Consider the following 20,431-nt stretch of genomic DNA (forward strand, 5'->3'; position numbering starts at 1 on the left):
CTCCTGAGGGGGCCGGGCCCAGAACCCTCCCTACTGGGCCCGGCCCGGTCAATGCCGGCCGTTCGCACTTCTCTCGCGGCTGTCACATTGTGGTCGGCGTCCCGCGCCTTTCTGATCCGGCCGTTGGCACTACCTGACAGCGTCAATAATTTGTGGGTCTCGTGACCTTGCCCGGCGTGCGCGGCCGCCGTAACAATACGTGTGCCCTCCACAGGGCGGCACGGATTCTTTCATCATTCGATGATCACAACAAGGCAAATCACGGGGAATGGTAAGGCGGGCCGGGCCGCACATCCGGGGGTCTCCCGCCGGCGCGCCTTCGTGCTTCACGGAAAGCAGTCGTGCTTCACGGAAAGCAACGGAGATTCCCGATGAGAAAACGCCCCCTCGCGCTGGCCGCGGCCGCCCTGCTGGCCGGCGCCTCGCTCGCGCTCCCCTCCGCGTTCGCCGGCACGAACGGCCCGAACGGCTCCTACGGGTCGTACGGGTCGTACGGCAAGGCGCCCGAACAGAGCGAGCCCATCCCGCATCGCTACAAGGTGACCGGCCCCGACACCCGCGAAGAGCGGACGGTCATCGCCGGCACCGGGGTCTCCATCGACGAGGTCAAGAGCGACCACGTGGTGATCACCGGGCAGCCCGCCCAGGCCGAGCGGATCAGGAAACTGGGCCACCGGGTCGAGGAACTCGCCCTGAAACTCGGATATCCGCCGGAGGACGCGCTCTATCACGATTACCAGGAGATCGTGGCCGAGCTCGACAAGATCGTCCGGGAGCATCCCGCGATCGCGAAGCGCGCGACCGTCGGCAGGACCCATGAGGGCCGCGACATCCCGGCCATCAAGATCAGCGACAATGTCGCGACGGACGAGGACGAACCCGAAGTCCTGTTCACCGCCAACCAGCACGCCCGCGAACACCTCACCCCGGAGATGGCGCTCTACGCCGCCAATCTCTTCACCGACGGCCACGGCTCCGACAGCAAGATCACCGAGCTGGTCGACGGCCGGGAGATCTGGATCGTCGCCTCGGTGAACCCGGACGGCCTGGAGTACGACATCGCGACCGGCCGGTACCGCATGTGGCGCCACAACCGCCAGCCCGTCACGGGAGCGATCGGCATCGACCTCAACCGCAACTGGGCCTACAAGTGGGGCTGCTGCGGCGGCTCGTCCGGCACCCCGGGCGCCGAGACGTACCGCGGGCCCGCGCCGGAGGCGGGCGTCGAGACCAAGGCGGTCGCCAACTTCGTGCGCGGCCGCGTGGTGGGCGGCAAGCAGCAGATCAAGGCGCACATCGACTTCCACACCTACAGCGAGCTGGTGCTGTGGCCCATGGGCCACACCTACGACGACACCGGGCCCGACATGAGCGCGGACGCCAACCGGACGTTCGCCACGATCGGCCGGGAGATGGCGGGGACGAACCGCTACACCCCGCAGCAGTCCAGCGACCTGTACATCACCGACGGCTCGGTCAACGACTGGATGTGGGCCGAGCACGACATCTTCTCGTACACGTTCGAGATGTATCCGCGGAACGCCGACTTCTACCCGCCGGACGAGGTCATCGTCCGCGAGACCACGCGCAACCGCGCGGCGGTGCTCGCCCTCACCGGCTACGCGGACTGCCCCTACCGCGCGATCGGCAAGCAGGACCAGTACTGCTGACAGTCCCCAGAAGGCGGCCCCACCCAAAAGGGAGGGGCCGCCATGCTGCGGGCTGTGCGTGGGTGGGGGCGCGGTGGCAATACGTAGGTCTACCTAGGGTTTCCCGGATTGTTAGCTCATTCGTCGCGCCTCATCGTGGTGGCGCCACTGCCGAGCCGGTCGTGGCGACGTACCAGCACAGGAGGTAGCGAGGATGAATTCCCCCCGCACGAATCGTCCCCTCTGCAAGAGACGGCCTGGGCCGGCGGCCCGATGCGCAGGGCTCGCGGCCGCTGCCGCATTGGCGGGCGCCGTGATGTTCAGCGGGCCCGCGCATGCCACCGCCACGCCCGCGCATGCCACCGCCACGGGTGCGCATGCCACCGCCACGGGTGCGCATGCCACCGCCACGGGTGGGCATGCCACCGCCAGGGGGGCGGTCCTCAACGCCGGAGCCGCCGGCGCGATCGAGGGTCACTACATCGTGGCCCTGCACGGCGCCACCTCTCTCGCCGCGGGCGCCGAGGCCGCGGTGTCCGCGCAGGCCGAGGAGCTGACGGACCGCTACGGCGGCTCCGTCGAGACCGTCTACAGCGCGGCGCTGCGCGGCTACGCCGCCGAGATGAGCGCCGGCCAGGCCGCACGGCTCGCCGCCGATCCGAGGGTGCGGTACGTCCAGCAGTCCCTGATGGTGCGCGCCGCCGATGCCGGAACCCAGCCGAACCCGCCGTCGTGGGGCCTCGACCGCGTCGACGGCAGGAGCGACGACTCCTACACCTATCCGGCCACCGGCAACGGCGTCACCGTGTACGTCGTGGACACCGGCATCCGCCTCAGCCACCGGACGTTCGAGGGCAGGGCCTCCTACGGACACGACTTCGTGGACGAGGACGCCGAGGCGCAAGACTGCAACGGGCACGGCACGCACGTCGCCGGGACCGTCGGAGGCAAGGAGTACGGCGTCGCCAAGGGCGTCAAGCTCGTCGCCGTCCGGGTGCTGGACTGCACCGGCAACGCACCCGACAGGGACACGGTCGAGGGCCTGGACTGGGTCCTGAAGAACGCCAAGGGGCCGTCCGTCGGCAACATGAGCCTCGCCTCAGGCGGCGACGACGCCGAGCCGCAGGCGATCCGCGACGCGACGAAGGCCGCCGTCGCCGCCGGCGTCCAGTTCGGGGTCGCCGCGGGCAACGAGAGCTCCGACGCGTGCGGCAGCACTCCGGCGGACGTGCCGGACGTGGTGACGGTCGCGTCCAGCACCAGCGGCGACTCCAGGTCGAGCTTCTCCAACTACGGCCGGTGCGTGGACGTGTTCGCACCCGGAAGCGGCATCGTCTCCGCGAGCCACTCGTCCGACACGGGCAGGGCCACGATGAGCGGCACGTCGATGGCGTCCCCGCACGTGGCGGGCGCGCTGGCGATCTACCTGGAGGGGCACCCGGGCGCCACTCCGGCGCAGGCCCATGACGGGCTCGTCGCGGCCGCCGACACCGGGGTCATCAGCAATCCCGGCAGCGGCTCGCCGAACCGCCTGCTCAACGTGACCGGCCTCGCCGGGACCTCGACCGTCCCGGCGGGCCGATAGCGCGCCCGCCGCGAGGTGAACGACCGTGACCGGGCTCGCCGGGACCTCGACCGTCCCGGCGGGCCGATAGCGCGCCCGCCGCGAGGTGAACGACCGTGACCGGCTCGCCGGGGACTCCGACGTCCCGGCCGGACGATAGCGCGCCGGCCACGCGGCGAACGACGTCGACGACGACCCGCCCGGGAAATCCCGGTGGCCGGGCGAGTCATCGGGGGCATCGGCTTCCCGAATGGTCCGAGCGACGAAATTGGTGTGCGATTAGTGGCCCTGTGAATCCGGTGACAATAGATGGGTAGGGTCGCGTACCCTTTCCCGGATTGTTCTGGTCCGCTTTCCATTCGATCGTGTGGTGAACATCGATCACGATGCGGAAGAGAGGATCGGATGCCCCGCCTAAAAAGAACGTCCGGGCGAATCGCCGTGCTTTCCGGAGGTGCCGTCCTGGTCATGTCCGCGGTTCTCGCGGCGCCGTCGCCGGCGGCGGTGGCCGGCGGACCGGGCTGGCCCACCGGTGAGAACCCCCACCCCAACGCTGTTCACGCCCCCGCCCTCCCACCGCGGGCGAGCGCCCCGGGGACGGCGCGGAACAGCGGAAAGCTGCCGATCGTCGGGGGCCACAAGGCCACCGAGGCTCCCCCGTACATCGCCGCGCTGTACAAGGGAGGCAGTTTCGCGTGCACGGCGTCGCTGGTGGCGGCGCACTGGGTCCTGACGGCCGACCACTGCATCGGCGGCTCGCTCTCCGTCCGGGTCGGCTCCCTGCAACGCGAGAGCGGAGGCCAGACGGCGAACGTCACCCAGCAGCTGAGCGAGCCGTCCGGGTCCGACATCGCGCTGCTGCGGATCGACAAGGACGTCCAGGCCCAGTACCCGGCGCTCGGCGGCTCCGGCGACGCGACCACGGGCACGCGGGAACGGGTCTACGGGTACGGCTACACGCGGTCCGACTGGTCCCAGCTCTCGGACGTGCTCAAGTACTCCGAAGGGACGATCTACGACTCCCGCTGCAACGTGCTCGGCGCCTCTCTGTGCATCGAGAACGACGGCGACACCGCGGGAGGCGACTCGGGCGGACCGATGCTGAACGACGCGGGCAAGCTCATCGGCACCTGCACCGCGGGAAACAAGCCGACCGACGGGTCCGGCTTCGGCGCGTACAGCGATATCACCAGGTACCGGAGCTGGATCGACCGGACCATCGGCCAGTGACCCGCTAGCCGTCCGGTTCCGGGCGCGGCGGCCCACCTCCATCCACAGGGCGGGCCGCCGCGCCCGCTTCGCGGCGGCGGGGGCTTTCAACGGCGCCGCTTCGGCGGGGAATCATATTGGCCGCATCGCGCCACGAATGAGCCGTATCCGTCGCAATGCGCGAAGAGAAATATACGAAGAGAGACAGTCATGCGTTCTACTGGAAAGACAGCGGACGCGGCCGTCAAAGCCGAACTGGAACGTGACTTTCCGCAGTGGAGATTCCTGGTCACCGACCGGCGTCGCTGGTGGGCGCTGCGTGGTCCGCTGCCGTATGACCAGATCAACGAGGTCGACGCGGTGGACGCGGACACCCCCGAAGACCTCCGAGCGCGGCTCGCGCGACTCGCATGGACGGCTGTGGACGCGCCGCCATGACTCCGGAGCGTGTCCGCACACGGCCGCGTCCGGCACGTTTATCGATGCCGCGCGCCTTAATGGAACGGTCCTTGTCAAAAGGTTGTCGTTGACATTCGATAATCGATGATCAAGCTTGAAGGTGCGTTCTTGTCAACCAATTGAATCCAGGTCAAGAAAAGTTAAAAACCGGTGATTGACAGCCCATGGCGCGATAGTTACGCTCCATTCAGATCCTGGATCAACGTCCATTGACGAGTGCCGGTTAATCCGGATTTGCCGGCACTCGCCTCTTCGGTCGCCGAAGAAAAATGCGTCCACTCCCAGCGAAGAGGAATCACATGCGTAAAGGGATCGCCATTACCGCCGCGGCCGCCGCGGCGCTTGGGCTGACCGCGGCGTCCGTCTCACCGGCCGCCGCGTCTTCACCCCTGCTCACCCGCGGGCCCGATGGCGTCACCATCGAGATCGCGACCGTGAACGGCTCGGGCTGCCCGCTCGGCACTACCGCGGTCGCCATCTCCGATGACAAGGAGGCCTTCACGGTCACCTACAGCGACTACCTGGCGAAGGCGGGCGGCGACTCGACGTCCACCGACGGCAGGAAGAACTGCCAGATCAGCATGAAGGTGCACGTCCCACAGGGCTTCACCTACGCGATCGCGCAGACGGACTACCGCGGATACGCCTTCCTGGAGAAGGGCGCCAAGGCCATCCAGAAGGCCAGCTACTACTTCCAGGGCAACTCGCCGACCGGGACGGTCACCAACAACATCCCCGGCGCCTACGACAACAACTGGCAGTTCACCGACAAGATTCCGGTGGGTGCGATGGTGTGGAAGAAGTGCGGCGAAGAGCGGAACTTCAACATCAACACCGAGCTGCGCGCGACCGTCGGCACCGACAAGGCGAAGACCAGCTTCATCGCCATGGACTCGACGGACGGCAGCATCAAGACGACGTACCACTTCTCCTGGAAGAAGTGCTAGCAACCCCGCATGACCCCGCGCAAAACCCCCAAGGAGAAATCCATGCGCAAAGGACTGACTGCTTCGGCAGCCTGCCTCGCCGCAGTGACGCTGTCGGCGGGCATGACCTCGACGGCCTCGGCGAACGCACTGTCCGCTCCTGACCGGATCACCATCGACGTCAAGACGGTGAACGGCTCCGGCTGCCCCGCCGGGACCGCCGCCGTGGCCCCGTCGAGTGACGCCACGTCGTTCACGGTCACCTACAGCGACTACCTGGCGCAGGCCGGCGGGAACTCCAACCCGACGGACTTCCGCAAGAACTGCCAGCTCAGCCTGCAGGTCCACATCCCGCAGGGCTTCACCTACGCGATCGCCAGCGCCGACTACCGCGGCTTCGCGTCCCTGGAGAAGGGCGCCTCCGGCATGGAGCGCGCGAACTACTACTTCCAGGGCCTGTCGCAGACGACGCCCATCAGCCACAACGTCAAGGGCCCGTACTCCAACAACTGGCAGTTCACGGACCGTACGGACGTGGCCGAGCTGGTGTGGAAGCCATGCGGTGAGGAGCGGAACCTCAACGTCAACACCGAGCTGCGCGTGGACAAGGGCAGCTCCAAGGGGACGAGCTTCATGTCGTTCGACTCCACGGACGGCAGCGTGAAGACGATCTACCACTTCGCTTGGAAGAAGTGCCCCGGAGCCTGATCCGGACCGATCGGGCCGCGCCTTCACCCAGAAGGACGCGGCCCGGTCTGCTGTGAGCCGGCCACCCCGCCGGCCGGCTCACAGCAGCACCAAGGCCACCGCCACGGCGGACACGACCCGGTCACAACGCGAACGGCCACCATTTCACGCGCGCCCTTCTCAGGCGCGCCTTTTTCACGCCCGGAGCGCCTGATGGGCGCCTTTACGCGCCTGGGGCCTTGGGCGCGCGCCCTTTACGCGCTTGGAGCGCCGGGCGCGGGCCCTTTACGCGCCCGCTCTTTTCGCGCCTTTCTTTCGCGCCCGGACCTTTCGCGCTCGCCCTTTTACGCCTTCGCCCTTTACGCCTTCACCCTCCCGCGCCAGATTTCACGCTTTCGGGGCCCGCTCTCAGAGGACGGCGTCGGCCAGCAGGTGCACCTGCCGCAGGTCGGGACTGCACGGAAAGAGGATGAGCTCGTCGCATCCGGCCTGCTCGTAGGCGGCGACGGCGTCCCGGACCGCCGCGGCGTCCGTGAGCGCCAGGGACGCGACCTTCTCGGCGTCCCATCCCTCGACGGCGTAGTGGTCCAGGAGGAAGGCCTCGGCGTCCTCCCGCGCCCGTGGACCGAGAGAGAAGTACGGCTGCGCCATGAGCCGCGGCTCGCCGTCGCGTCCGCGCTCGGCCCACGCCCGCCGCACCGCCTCAGCGCCTCGCCGGAACGCCTCGACGCCGCGGCTGCCCGCGATCCAGCCGCCGCCGCGGGCGGCGACCCTGGCGAAGGGCCGCTCGCCGTGACCCCCGAACACGAGCCGGTCGGACGGCACACCGGGCCGGGGACCGATCGCTCCGGCCGCCCCGCGCGCCTCACCTGCCCAGATCCGCGTCATCTCGTCCAGCATCGCGTCGAAGCGGCGGCCCCGTCCGGCGAAGGGGACACCCGAGGCGAGGTAGTCGTCCTCGTAGCCACCGACGGCCATGCCGAGCACGAGCCGTCCGCCCGACAGGTGGTTCACGGTCGCGGCCTGCTTGGCGAGCAGCGCGGCGTTGCCGCGGAACGGCACGAGCAGGATCGAGGTCATCAGCCGGATCCGCTCCGTCACCGCGGCCGCCGCGCCGAGCGTCACGAGCGGCTCGCAGTTGCCGTACACCAGCCGGTCGATCACACCGAGCGTTGCGAACCCGCGATCCTCGGCGGCCCTGGCCCATTGGACGATCTGCGAGCCCGGGGTACCGGGGATGGTCGCGGGCAATCCGATTCCGATGTCCATGTCCGTCCTCCCATTCGCAAGGTCCGCAACAACCAAGGACGCCGCCTGCCGTCGCCCGGCCGCCTGCCGATGTCTGGCCGTCTGCCGTTGTCTGGCTGTCTGGCTGTCTGGCGTTGTCTGGCTGTCTGGCGTTGCCCGGCTGTCCGCCAATGGCAGGCCGTCCGCTGGTGGCAAGTCGCCCGCTGGTGGCAAGCCGTCCGCTGACGGCGAGCCGTCGGCTGGTGGCGGGCGTTTCGCCGATGCCCGGGCGTCCGATGTTGGCGGCCGTCCGGTGATGATCGCCAGGATGGCGGGTGGACGTCCAGCCGTGGTTCCAGGACAGGATGCCCGCGGCTCGCGCCGTGTCACCGCGCTCAGCTATTCGTACGTCCTCGATGCGGAACCTGGCATTCGCGACGCGAGGCGCATCCCCCCATGAGGACGCGCACCGCGCGTGGGCCACGAGGCCGATCGTGCTCGCTGGGAGAGCGTCGGCGGCACGATCACCGGACACGTCGCTCGCCGCCGTCGGTCTGGCCAGATATACAGGACGAAATCTGGCCTTAACGGCGTCCAACGTCGTCGGGGACGCTGGCACGGGACGGCCCCGAGTGCACGGACGCGCGGGCGGGAGCCGGTGATGCGAACGAACGAGGCCGGACCAGCCCGGCGACGACACCGAGCGAAAGGACCCGGCGACGAAAACGAGGGGCGAGTCCGCTGGTGACAGCGAGTGGGAGGAAGTGGTGACGACAACGTGGGCGAGGCCGGGGGTGACGGCGAGTGGGAGGAAGTGGTGACGACAACGTGGGCGAGGCCGGGGGTGACGGCGAGTGGGAGGAAGTGGTGACGACAACGTGGGCGAGGCCGGGGGTGACGGCGAGTGGGAGGAAGCGGTGACGACAACGTGGGCGGGGCTGGTCGTGACGGCGAGTGGGAGGGGCCGGTGGTGACGGCGAGTGCGGAGGAGCCCGTGGCGACGGTGCGGATGTCGTGGGAGGACGTGTGTGCGCGGCGGCTGGGGCGGCATGCGCTGTCGGTCCCGTCGACGGAGGGGTGCGTGCAGGTGGCGGCGGGGATGGGCGGCGTCCACGCGCAGGTCATGACGGCGGCCGAGCTCGGCATCGGGCTGCGCGTGGACGGCGCCACCCGCGCCGACGTGCGGCGGGCGCTGTGGGAGGAGCGGAGTCTCGTCAAGGCCCACGGGCCGCGCGGGACGGTCCACGTCCTGCCGGCGCGGGACCTGCCGATGTGGGTCGGGGCGCTGTCGGCGCTGGCCCCGGCGCCGAGCCCGTTCCAGGACGGCGTGCGGATGACGGCGGAGCAGACCGAGGAGGTCGTCGCCGCCATCGCCGCCGCCGTGGACGAGGCGGACCTGACCGTCGACGAGCTCACTGAGGCCGTGGTGGAGCGCACCGGTCCGTGGGCGGGCGACCTGGTCATGCCGGCGTTCCAGACGCTGTGGCCGCGCTGGCGGCAGGCGATGGCGCAGGCGGGGCAGCGCGGCGCGATGTGCTTCGGGCCCGTGCGGGGGCGGAAGGTCACCTATTCCAGCCCGCGGCGCCTGCACCCCGGGTTCCAGCCCGCTCCGGCGGACGCGGCGCTCGCCTGGCTCGTCCGCTCCTACCTGCACGCCTACGGACCGTCGACGCCCGCCCGGTTCGCGCACTGGCTGAACGCCCCCGCCGGATGGGCGGCGGACCTGTTCGAGACCCTCGACCTGGAACGCGTGGAGGTGGAGGGCACGCGGGCGTGGGTCGCGGCGGGCGACACCGAGGCGCCTCTGGACGCGCCGCGCGGCGTCCGCCTCCTGCCCTATTTCGACGTCTACGCCTACCGGGTCGGCAACCAGCCCCCCGAACTGCTCTATCCGGGACGCGCCGCCGAACGGGCGCTGCGCGGCAACTTCCAGCTCCTGCTGGTGGACGGCGTCGTCGCGGGCCTGTGGCATCAGCGCCGCTCGGGCCGTCGCGTCGACGTCACCGCGGAGCCGCTCGTCCCCCTCACCAAGGCGCAGCACACGGACCTGGAGGAGCAGGTCGAACGCGTGGCGCACGTCCTGGAGGCCACCAAGATCACCTTCACGCTCGGCCCGGTGACCGTCGGCGGCCACGCCTGAGCGCCCTCACCGCGCTTCACCGTCCACGGGTCAGCGCCTGCCGTCCGCGGGGCGGCGCCTGCCGTCCGCGGGGCGGCGCCTGCCGTTCGCGGGGCGGCGCCTGCCGTTCGCGGGGCGGCGCCTGCCGTTCGCGGGGCGGCGCCTGCCGTTCGCGGGTCAGAGCTTTGTGCCGACGCCGGCGGCGACCTTCAGCCCGGTCTGCGGGATCGCCGGTTCGTCGGGCCACCAGTCCTGGACGTCGACCACGCCGGGTTCCATCAGCTGGAAGCCGTCGAAGAACCTGACGATCTCCTCGCGGCGCCGGAAGCACATGGGGGACGGCGAGTCCGCGGAGATCTCTTCGAGCTTGGCCCTCGCGGCGGGATCGCTGCCGTCCGCGCAGAACTGGGACAGCATCATGTGGCTGCCCGGAACCATGCGATCACGGAACCGGGCGATCAGCCCCGCGGGGTCATGCTCGTCGGCGACCAGATGGAACAGCCCGACGAACAGGACCAGCAGCGGACGATCGAAGTCGATCAACGCGCTGACCCGCGGGTCGCCCATGAGCGCGTCCGGGTCGCGCACGTCGGCTTCGACGGAGGCCACGCCGTCGCCGTCCGCCAGCAGGGCGGAGTTGTGCACCGTCACGAGCGGGTCGTAGTCGACATAGACCACGCGGGAATGGGGGTTGACGGCCTTGGCGGTCTCATGCACGTTCGGCGCCGTAGGAATGCCCGCGCCGATGTCGAGGAATTGGTCGATTCCCTGCTCGGCGCACATCCGGGTGACCCGGAGAAGGAGTCTGCGCTGCGCCTTGCCGAGCACGGGAAGGTCCGGGGCGAGGGCGATGACCTGCGCGGCGGCCTCGCGGTCGACCGCGTAATTGTTCTTGCCGCCGAGGACGTAATCGTAGGCCCGGGCGTGGCTCATCTGGGTGGGATCCACGCCCGGAGGGACGAATTCCTGCTCACTCATAATCGCGGCCGTCCTGCACTCGATCGACGCACGCACTCGACACCCGAGCACTCCAGCCTAACCCCGCTCGGACGTCCGCAACCGTCGGTCGTTCGGCGGCCTTGGTTCGGGTCAGAACTGGTCGTCGTCGACCTCGTAGCGGCGCGAAGGCGACTTGAGGGTCTGCTCCTCGCGTTCGGGCGATATGCGGTCGACCACGTGGATACCGGGCCGTCCGGCCTCGACCTCGAACCGCGCGGCGGTGGCGATCGTCGTGTCGCCCGGCGTCCACACCGTGTTGACGATGCGGAGCGAGGCCAGTAGCCGGGACGGGCTGACGTCGCAGACGACGTATCCGCGCCGGTTCCCGATGTACTTCCAGTGCGGGCTCTCGGCCATGATCGGGTCGTACGTCCGGTGGAACGCGACGGGGTCGGAGTCGCCGCCCGAACTGATCGACGTCCCGGTGATCTCGGCGCCCGTGACCGGGGACTTCTCGTCGTCGAAGTCGGGCTTCAGGTCGCACACCCACGTGGCGTGCCGGTCCCCGGTGAGCACGACCGGGTTGGCCGTCCGGCCGGAGCCGAAGAACTCCAGCATGCGGCGGCGCTGCACCCGGTAGCCGTCCCAGTTGTCGAAGTCGAAGACCTGGTCGGGGCCCGCCTTGCGGTCGTTGGACGCCCACATCACCTGGTTGGCCAGCAGGTTCCAGCGGCTGCCGGAGCGGGACATGCCGTCCACCAGCCACTTCTCCTGCTCCGCGCCGGTCAGGGTGCGGGCCGGGTCGTTGGCCTCGGCGAGGGTGGCCGGCTGGTCACTGCGGTACTGCCGGGTGTCGAGCACGTGCACGGTGGCGAGCCGGCCGAATCCGAGCCTGCGGTGCAGCCGCATGTCGATCCCGCGCGGACGGGCGGACCGGCGCAGCGGCATGTGCTCGAAGTACGCCTGGAACGCGGCGGCGCGGCGGGCGAGGAACTTGTCGTGCGGCTGCTGGTCCGGGTCCTGGGGGATCTCGTCGGCCCAGTTGTTGTCGACCTCGTGGTCGTCCCACGTCGCGATCCAGGGGAACGCGGCGTGCGCGGCCTGCAGATCGGCGTCCGTCTTGTACTGCGCGTGCCGGTTGCGGTATTCGACCAGCGTGTACGGCTCGTCCTTGCCCTCGTGGGTGCGGACGGTCGTGGTCCGCGGAACGGACTCGTACATGTAGTCCCCGAGGAACGCGACGAACGCGAGATCCTCCTGGGCCAGGTGGTGGTAGGCGGTGTAGTACCCGTCCTGCCAGTTGTGACAGCTCGCGAAGGCGAACCGCAGCTGCCGGTTGACCGCCCGGTGCGACGGCGCCGTCCGGCTGCGTCCGACGGGCGAGACCTCCTGCTCCACCCGGAATCGGTAGAAGTACTCGCGGTCCGGCCGCAGCCCGCCGACCTCGACATGCACCGCGTGCCCGCGCTCGGGCCGCGCCACTTCCACTCCTTGCGCGCGGACGTGCCGGAAGCGCTCGTCCTCGGCGACCTGCCAGGCCACGGGCACCCGCCGGTCGGGCATGCCGCCGCCGTCGACCGGGCGCGGGGCCAGGCGCGTCCACAACACGAACCCGTCGGGCAGCGGATCACCGGACGCCACACCGAGGGTGAACAGCCCAGGCGGCAATGGGGCGCCACCGTGCGAATGCACGGCGGCGATCGCGCCGTCCTGGCCGAGCAGCGCCGGTCCGACCAGAATCTGGCCCGTGGCCAGCGCCGACGCGGCACCGCCCGTGGCCAGGAACCGGCGGCGGGGATACATTTCCGACATACGTCCTCCTTATGATCAATACAGGAGGATGATCGCATATCGGTTAACGTCGGCAGGCGCGAACGCTGACACTGAAGCGACAGGCACACGAACAACGACCTCTGACCTCCGCATTGGCCTGTCCAAACACCGTCCCGGGTCTCGCCCGGAAGCAGCCAATGCCGAAGCCGGTCCCTTCTTGAGGCGAGTTCTCTATCAGCCGGCCAAGCCCCCAAAATGGTGGCCAGCGAAATCAAATTTGACGCTGAATCCATACGGTGGTCGCGCCCTCGCGCTACGCAAGTAGCTATTCCGCTCGCTCAAGGACCATCGGCTTGAGCAGGCGCGAATCGTTGCAGGCGGCGGAGGAGTTCCTGCTGGGCCTGCGACCTGCTGGCGGCGCGCGGTGCCCAAGACGCTCACCACCACTCGCCCCCTCGTCTTCCACCACTTGCCTTCCGACCAAGCAGGCGCGCCGACCCCTGATTGCGATGAGCGGCCAGCCCCACCCAAGCCGACTTCATCCCGGCCGCCCGCTGATCGCCGCGTGCCTCGTCGCCCTCGCCTCACCGCTTTCGCCCTGCTCGCGGCCACGAACCCCTCGGCATCGGACGACCTGCGGCCGGTAGTCACCGCACCGGCTTCGCCATGAGGCGGACCTCCTGCCCGAGCCTGCTCAGCAGGAATCAACGCACGCACCGGACGGGGAAGTCGACGCCCACTCCCGCGCCACTTCGCCTCGGCCCTGAACTACTCGACCCCGGTTCTCGTCCCCACGCAAGACCGCCTCCCGCCCTCCCGCCCTCCCGCCCTCCCGGCCCTGCGGCGCACGACTTCCCTGCGGCACTCAAACCAGGAGGCCCGATCAGGTCGCCGCCGTCGACCGACGACGCTCTCAGCATCAACGCAGCACCGGCCACCGGGTCGCGGCCCGCAGATACAGAGTCGCCGTTGGGAATCCTGTTTCGACCGGATCTATGTCACATCGGGTGTAACGGCTTGGGTTTTGGCAGGCGAAGAACTCTCTATGGATTTTACCAATAGCGGTTAGAGAAGCGCCGAGTTCTCCGACCCATAGATACTGTGACTTGCAGCGTTGCCCACGCAACGGCCACCGGGCCCCGGGCTCGATCGAAGCAAGGGTTCAGCGTCAACGCTTGCACCTGAAGGTGTGACGAACGAGGCGAATAGCGGACATCAGCCGTTGTGGGCGACGGAGTAATATCGGGGGCTAATAATGTTCGGTATAGACGTAGCGCTACGCGACCGCGTAAAAGCGGCCGCTCTACGTGATCGAGCGACGGCACTAGAAAAAGGGACAAACCGTGTGCCCTGGTGGCCGGTGCTGCTGGTGGCCGGCTGGTTGGCGCAGGTGCTGTTCCGGGTGGCGCTCGCGAGCGACCGCCATGTCCCGCTCTATGTGCCGGACGAAGTCGGCTATCTACTGGCAGGCCGATTGTTCGCCGGCGGATCCGTAGGCGACCTGACCGGGCGGCCGCTGTACTACGGCGGCTATTCGCTGCTCCTGACACCGGCGAACTGGATCAGCGACGATCCAGCCACGGTGTACCGGACCGTCCTCGTCACCAATGCCCTCCTCGCCGCGACGGTACTTCCCTTGGCATATCTCGCGCTCAGGCGGCTGGGGATGGCCCAAATTCCGGCGTACATCGCGGCCACGCTGACCGCGCTCATACCGTCGAACGTCCACTACAGCCAGTTTGCGCTGACCGACGCGGTCCTGCCGGTCGTCGTCCTCGGCTGGCTGCTGCTGGTGCATTCCTGGCTCACGTCCGGGCGGCAGATATCCGGTGCGCTGGCCAGCGTGCTCGCGGCCTACACTTCCTGGGTCCACATACGCGGCTTCGTCATCGTCATCGTGTTCGCGGGAACGCTGGGCGTGGCGTGGTGGCGGCGTTGGGCGGACCGGCGCGGCATAACGGTCACGGCCTGGCTCCTCATCATGACCACCATCGCGGGAATCCAGCTCAACGACTGGCTGCGCTCGCAGCTGTATCCCCGCGGCACCTACGGGTTGGAAGGCCTCCTGGTCGACCGGCTCACCAGCATCTCCGGACTCGGCTGGACGCTCTCGCTCACCGCCGGAAAACTGTGGTACCTGATCGTCTCGACCTGGGGGATAGCCGGGATAGGGCTGGTCGCCCTGGTCATCGCCGTAATCCGCGATCGCACCTCACGCGGCACGCGCGTCACCGCCGCCCTGACCCTCATCTGCACGTTCGGCCTCGCACTCGCCACTTCGGCCGCGACTCCGGACGAGAACACGGTCGCCAATTTCGTCTATGGCCGCTACCTGACCTGCATCGCCCCGATCCTCTTCATGGCCGCCACCATCCTGGTCGTCCGTTCCCCGCTGGTGACCGCATTCCGAGCTGCGCCCATCGCATCGGGCATCACGCTGTTCACCGCCGCCTTCGTATGGCTGCACGCAGGCAACCGCCTGTCCAAGGACTTCTTCCTCTCCACTGATTTCGCCGAGATCAGTTTCCTCACGTGGAACTGGGATGAATTCCGCCTGTGGCCCGCCACCGTCACCGCACTCCTGCTCCTGGCAGGAGCCGCCGCACTGATCGCTTACGGCGGCGAACGCGCGATTCTTGGCGTCGCCGGGATGATCGCCATCCTCAACATCACCGCCGTGCTGGCCGGCAGCGGTCACATCGTCGGCCACTGGGACCAGCGGTATTCCTCGGTCGCCAGCCTGAATAGCGAGTTGCGGGCCGACGACAAGGTAGGGGTGAACTTTCCTGGCCTCGGCTGGCGAGTATGGGTGCTGCACGCATTCGAGTCCCGTCACGGGCTCGTCCCGATCGACCGGTCCGGTCGCTTTCCGCTCCCGGCTGACTTGACGCTTGTCGTCGTCCCTTGGCACCCGGGCACCGCACTGCCGCAAAGCTGGCCGGCTGCGCCGCCGAACTGGCACATCACCTCCGCCCGGAAGCCCGGCTTCGGCGGTTGGGTCGCATGGCGCCGCTCCCACTAATGGCGTCCATGAATTAGCTCGGAAGTCGACCATGGACGCCGACCAGCCAGCTCACACCTTCCGTCCAGCCATCGAGCCGCGCTTACGTCAGCATCGTTTCCTAACACCCCATGCCCCGAACGCCGATAACGAGCCTCACCGCACCAGCTGGAACCAGGCCCCATCTCCTCGCCGAACAAAGAGTCCCGTTGCTCAAATGGTGGTCCAGTACCCCAAACCGCCTCATCGCAAGAATCATCCCGGGAGCGCCCTGAACTATCTAGCTTTTGGGTGATCGCAAAAATAGGAAGGTTTGTCGCCGAAAGCGCAGATAGCGACGGCTTCGCCTATCTCGCTCGTCGGCAACATTGCGGCGTTGGTGCGGAACGAACCAGGCAAATATCCGCCAAACGGTGGCTTGCTCGCACTAACTCGGCAACACCCTAGTGGGACGTCACCCGGCCAGCCGAATTCGGCCAACATCATCGGGACTTCTTCAACGCGCGCTAAGGAAACTTGCAAAAAGCTACAAGATACACGCTCCGCAGTCATGTTTGATCGCGATCAGGGGACCGTCAGAAGCAGTTCGCTCTCTGCTGCCCGCGTTGCAGGCGGGCTCTTGCAGAGAGCGCACATGAGAACGGGGCCGCGCATAGGACTTCATTGAGCGCACCCACGTCCACCGGGGGGAGTGACCGCGTGTTCTACTGGATCTTGCTGCGAAGACACATCGTCAGGGTTTCGGTGATCGTGGCTACGCTGCTTTTGATTACGTTGATCCAGCCGCTGGTCTCCCAGAGGTCTTCTGCTTCCTCGGCAACCAATCAGAGGAAGCACGTCACTGACAAACCAACGCAAAGCCGTCAAGCGTCCGAACATGGCGGCGGCGGCTGCGGCAAGAAGAACTGCTGTAACAAGCATAAATGCTGCAAGCAGTCGAAGTGCTGCAAGAAACCTAAGTGCTGCAAGAAGCACAAGTGCTGCCCCTGCAAACCTGGCCCTCAGGGTGCCACCGGCCCCACTGGCCCAACCGGCCCCATGGGCGAGGACGGCGAGGACGGCGCCACTGGCCCGACTGGCCCCACAGGAGCCGATGGCGAAGACGGCCCGACCGGTCCAACAGGCGCCGACGGCGCGACAGGCCCCACTGGAGCGGACGGTGCGACGGGCCCGACCGGAGTCGGTGTGACTGGCCCGACGGGTCCAACCGGCCCGACAGGTTCCGGTGGTGTGGACGGCGCGACAGGCCCGACGGGCCCCCCAGGCGCGGACGGTGCGACGGGTCCGACCGGGGTTGGTGTGACTGGCCCGACGGGTCCGATTGGCCCCACGGGAGCCGATGGTGTGGACGGCGCGACGGGCCCAACTGGTCCCACAGGCGCCGACGGCGCGACTGGCCCTGCAGGTACAGACGGCATGGATGGCGCGACGGGCCCGACTGGTCCTGCGGGGGTCGATGGCGAGGACGGCGCGACTGGTCCGACCGGCCCGATCGGCCCAACGGGCGCTGATGGCGTTGACGGCATGGACGGCGCTACCGGCCCCACTGGTCCAACGGGCGCCGACGGCGCCACGGGCCCAACCGGTGCGGACGGACCGACCGGTCCGATGGGAGCGGATGGCGCGACCGGTCCTACCGGTCCGATCGGCCCAACCGGGGCCGATGGCGTGGACGGTGAGGATGGCGCCACTGGTCCAACCGGCCCGACAGGCGCAGACGGCATCGACGGTGCGACTGGTCCGGCGGGCCCCACTGGTCCCGCAGGAGTCGATGGCGAGGACGGTACGACGGGCCCGACCGGTCCCACCGGAGCCGTCGGCGCGACAGGCCCAGCCGGTATGGACGGCGCGACCGGCCCCACTGGCCCGACGGGTGCCGAGGGCCTGGACGGAGCAACCGGCCCCACTGGTCCCACGGGTGCCGACGGCGCCACGGGCCCGGCCGGGACCGACGGCGCCACTGGCCCAACCGGTCCGACCGGGGCTGATGGCGTGGACGGTGAGGATGGCGCGACGGGCCCAACCGGCCCGACGGGCGCCGATGGTGTGGATGGCGCGACGGGCCCGACTGGTCCAACGGGCGCCGACGGCCTGGACGGGGAGCCTGGCGCGACCGGTCCGACCGGAGCCGAGGGTCCGACCGGCCCGATTGGTCCGACGGGTATGGACGGTGCAACCGGCCCAACCGGAGCCGATGGCCCTACCGGCCCGAGCGGCACAGACGGCGTGGACGGTGCCACTGGCCCAACCGGCCCGACTGGTGCTGATGGCGCAACTGGTCCGACCGGCTCGACTGGTGCTGATGGCGTGGACGGCGCGACCGGCCCGACGGGTCCCACCGGAGTAGGTGCGACTGGTCCGACGGGAGCCGACGGTGCTACAGGTCCGACCGGCCCGACAGGTGCAGACGGTGCGGACGGAGCGACCGGCCCGGCGGGTCCGATTGGACCGACTGGAGCAGATGGCGCGACTGGCCCGACCGGAGCCGATGGTGCGACCGGCCCGACAGGCGCTGACGGCGCGACCGGCCCGGCTGGAGCGGACGGCGCTACCGGCCCGACTGGTCCGACGGGTGCGGATGGTGTGGACGGCGCGACTGGCCCAACCGGCCCAATCGGAATTGGTGTGACAGGTCCGACGGGTCCTGCAGGTGCCGACGGCGCGACCGGTCCGACCGGAGCCGATGGTGCGACCGGCCCAACAGGCGCTGACGGTGCAACCGGCCCGGCGGGAGCTGACGGTGCGACGGGTCCGACTGGCCCGACCGGTGCGGACGGTGCGACTGGCCCAACCGGGGTTGGTATGACGGGTCCGACGGGTCCCGCCGGTACTGACGGCGCCGATGGTGCAACCGGTCCGGCTGGTCCGACCGGTCCGACTGGCGCAGACGGCCTCGACGGCGCGACGGGCCCGACCGGCGCGGATGGCCCGACTGGCCCGACTGGTGCCGATGGCGCGACTGGCCCGGCGGGAGCCGACGGTGCGACTGGCCCGACTGGCCCGACTGGCCCGACTGGCGCTGACGGCGCGACCGGCCCGACCGGCCCGACTGGCCCGACTGGCGCAGACGGCGCGGACGGCGCGACGGGTCCGACAGGCCCGACCGGAGTTGGTACGACGGGTCCGACGGGCCCTGCAGGTGCTGACGGTGCCGATGGCGCGACTGGCCCGGCGGGAGCGGACGGCGCTACTGGTCCGACAGGTGCCGACGGCGCGACCGGCCCGACCGGTCCGACTGGCGCAGACGGCGTGGACGGCGCGACGGGCCCGACGGGTCCGATCGGCCCGACCGGTGCGGATGGCGCGACGGGTCCGTCCGGAGCCGATGGCGCGACGGGTCCGACGGGCCCGACCGGAGTCGGTGCCACTGGGCCTACGGGTCCGGCGGGAGCTGCCGGTGCTACTGGCCCGGCCGGTCCGGACGGTGCGACGGGCCCGGCGGGTCCCGCCGGTGCTGATGGCGCGGATGGTGCCACTGGTCCGACGGGAGCGGCCGGACCGGCCGGTGCCGACGGTCCGACCGGTCCGACTGGTCCCCAGGGAGTCGGTGCGACGGGTCCGACCGGCCCGACCGGTGTGAGCGGTCCAGCAGGGGCAGTCGGTGCGACCGGTCCGACGGGCCCGACCGGAGTCGGCGCGACGGGTCCCACAGGTCCGGCGGGTGCCAATGGCACTACTGGTCCGACGGGTCCGACCGGAGCCGGAGCCACTGGACCGACGGGAGCCGCCGGTGCGACCGGGCCCACAGGACCCACCGGCCCCGCGGGCCAGGGCGTGACCCAGACCATACGCACGTCGACCCTGGTCAATATTCCGGCGGGAAACTTGGCCATTCAAGGCACCGCCTACTGCCCCTTCGGCTACACCGTTACCGGGGGCGGAGCAACCATGGGCAACACGAATGACGGAACCATCTCGTCAACCGAGCCCTTCCCCAACGTGCAGGCCTGGAATGCGTGGGGCCGGTCGTCGTCTGCCACAACAATGACGGTCTACGCGATTTGCATGAGGCAGACCTAGGACTCGTCTACGGCCTCGCCTTCGAGCCGGGTACGGCCTGAGGTCCAGGGCCGTCAGCGCTTAGAGTAAGGGCCGGTTCGAGTAGTCGATCACCCTTCGGTTTCGCCGGTGAACACAGCCGGTGAAACCGAAGGGTGACTGCTCTCAATGGCCATAATCCGAGGCATTGGACGAACGACCAGGCGCGCGCAGCCGCTAACAGCCCAAGACCTGCTTGCGTCCGGGAGAAGCGGATCTGGCTCAAATTCCGTGGAGCGATCACGGAGTGTGGTTCGTGGTTGGTGAGACGGTCCGAATCGCGGTTGAGCAACTCTGCGCGCATGGGTGCGGCTGCATCGTCAGGATCTTGTTCATCCCGGAACTGATCCCTACGAGCGGCCGCGAGGTCATTGTGCTGCATGCCCGCACGGGCGAGAACTCCTGCTGCGTCGATCTGCTCTTCCCACACCTCAAGGATGTGCAGGTCGACGGCGTTACCGAATCCGAGGACGGCGACGTGGTCACCGCGCTCGTTATCTGGGGTAGTTGGTTGACCTAGCAGGTCAGCGGCGTAAGGGCCGGTCCGCCACGTAAGGCAAGTAGATGATTCGCGTTTGAGGATGTGACGGGTCGCAAGGACGCGATTGTGCGGGTGATCGGCCTGCAGTGGGTTCGACGAGGCGGGTTGCGGCCGGGGTCTTCCCCGCCTGTCGTCAAACGACCTTGGGTTCAAGGGGTCAATGCACCACCGAAAATGATCTTGACCTTTCGGGAGGTGGGAGTGCGGGACTACGGGTTCTCGACGGCTCACCAGGAGGAGCTGTGGAGTCGTTGGCGTAGCGGAGAGTCGCTGGGCTGCATCGCCAGGGGCATGGGAGC

The 20,431-nt window shown here is 69.0% G+C and carries 12 protein-coding genes; 9 read left to right on the forward strand and 3 right to left on the reverse strand.

The window, feature by feature from the left end; translation table 11 throughout:
• The first annotated feature begins 371 nt into the window (after positions 1-371).
• The 6 genes from ACH34T_RS25785 (at position 372) to ACH34T_RS25810 (ending at position 6,515) form a co-directional block, all read left to right on the forward strand.
• The gene (locus ACH34T_RS25785) at positions 372-1,670 is read left to right on the forward strand and encodes a M14 family metallopeptidase (RefSeq protein WP_396023494.1); all 1,299 of its coding nucleotides are present in this window, start codon (positions 372-374) and stop codon (positions 1,668-1,670) included.
• A gap of 295 nt (positions 1,671-1,965) precedes the next feature.
• A complete protein-coding gene (locus ACH34T_RS25790; RefSeq protein ID WP_396023495.1) occupies positions 1,966-3,234 on the forward strand; it encodes a S8 family serine peptidase in 1,269 nt (422 codons plus the stop codon).
• Between the two features lie 447 nt (positions 3,235-3,681).
• Complete coding sequence (locus ACH34T_RS25795) at positions 3,682-4,443, forward strand: S1 family peptidase (RefSeq protein ID WP_396023496.1); 762 nt, start codon at positions 3,682-3,684, stop codon at positions 4,441-4,443.
• A 189-nt stretch (positions 4,444-4,632) separates the two neighbouring features.
• Positions 4,633-4,860, forward strand: a complete 228-nt coding sequence (locus tag ACH34T_RS25800) for a hypothetical protein (RefSeq protein WP_396023497.1) — start codon at positions 4,633-4,635, stop codon at positions 4,858-4,860.
• Positions 4,861-5,180: 320 nt separating this feature from the next.
• Positions 5,181-5,828 (forward strand): DUF4360 domain-containing protein, encoded by a 648-nt coding sequence (locus ACH34T_RS25805; protein WP_396023498.1) that lies wholly within the window; start codon positions 5,181-5,183, stop codon positions 5,826-5,828.
• A gap of 42 nt (positions 5,829-5,870) precedes the next feature.
• Complete coding sequence (locus ACH34T_RS25810; protein ID WP_396023499.1) at positions 5,871-6,515, forward strand: DUF4360 domain-containing protein; 645 nt, start codon at positions 5,871-5,873, stop codon at positions 6,513-6,515.
• A gap of 387 nt (positions 6,516-6,902) precedes the next feature.
• Here ACH34T_RS25810 and ACH34T_RS25815 read toward each other — a convergent pair whose 3' ends face one another.
• On the reverse strand, positions 6,903-7,763 hold the full coding sequence (locus ACH34T_RS25815; RefSeq protein WP_396023500.1) for an LLM class flavin-dependent oxidoreductase: 861 nt from the start codon (positions 7,761-7,763) through the stop codon (positions 6,903-6,905).
• Positions 7,764-8,691: 928 nt separating this feature from the next.
• On the opposite strand from ACH34T_RS25815, the gene ACH34T_RS25820 reads away from it, so the two are divergent.
• Positions 8,692-9,861: a winged helix DNA-binding domain-containing protein gene (locus tag ACH34T_RS25820; RefSeq protein WP_396023501.1), complete on the forward strand. Its 1,170-nt coding sequence runs from the start codon at positions 8,692-8,694 to the stop codon at positions 9,859-9,861.
• Positions 9,862-10,017: 156 nt separating this feature from the next.
• Here ACH34T_RS25820 and ACH34T_RS25825 read toward each other — a convergent pair whose 3' ends face one another.
• Both ACH34T_RS25825 and ACH34T_RS25830 read right to left on the reverse strand, forming a co-directional pair.
• Positions 10,018-10,818: an SAM-dependent methyltransferase gene (locus tag ACH34T_RS25825; RefSeq protein ID WP_396023502.1), complete on the reverse strand. Its 801-nt coding sequence runs from the start codon at positions 10,816-10,818 to the stop codon at positions 10,018-10,020.
• 111 nt (positions 10,819-10,929) lie between these two features.
• On the reverse strand, positions 10,930-12,591 hold the full coding sequence (locus ACH34T_RS25830) for an alkaline phosphatase D family protein (protein ID WP_396023503.1): 1,662 nt from the start codon (positions 12,589-12,591) through the stop codon (positions 10,930-10,932).
• Between the two features lie 1,321 nt (positions 12,592-13,912).
• Between ACH34T_RS25830 and ACH34T_RS25835 the strand changes: the two genes are divergently transcribed.
• Positions 13,913-15,574: a phospholipid carrier-dependent glycosyltransferase gene (locus ACH34T_RS25835; RefSeq protein WP_396023504.1), complete on the forward strand. Its 1,662-nt coding sequence runs from the start codon at positions 13,913-13,915 to the stop codon at positions 15,572-15,574.
• A 4,273-nt stretch (positions 15,575-19,847) separates the two neighbouring features.
• Positions 19,848-20,111, forward strand: a complete 264-nt coding sequence (locus ACH34T_RS25840) for a hypothetical protein (protein ID WP_396023505.1) — start codon at positions 19,848-19,850, stop codon at positions 20,109-20,111.
• Positions 20,112-20,431: the final 320 nt, after the last annotated feature.

This window comes from Actinomadura sp. 9N215 (assembly GCF_044326345.1).
Lineage (GTDB): Bacteria > Actinomycetota > Actinomycetes > Streptosporangiales > Streptosporangiaceae > Spirillospora.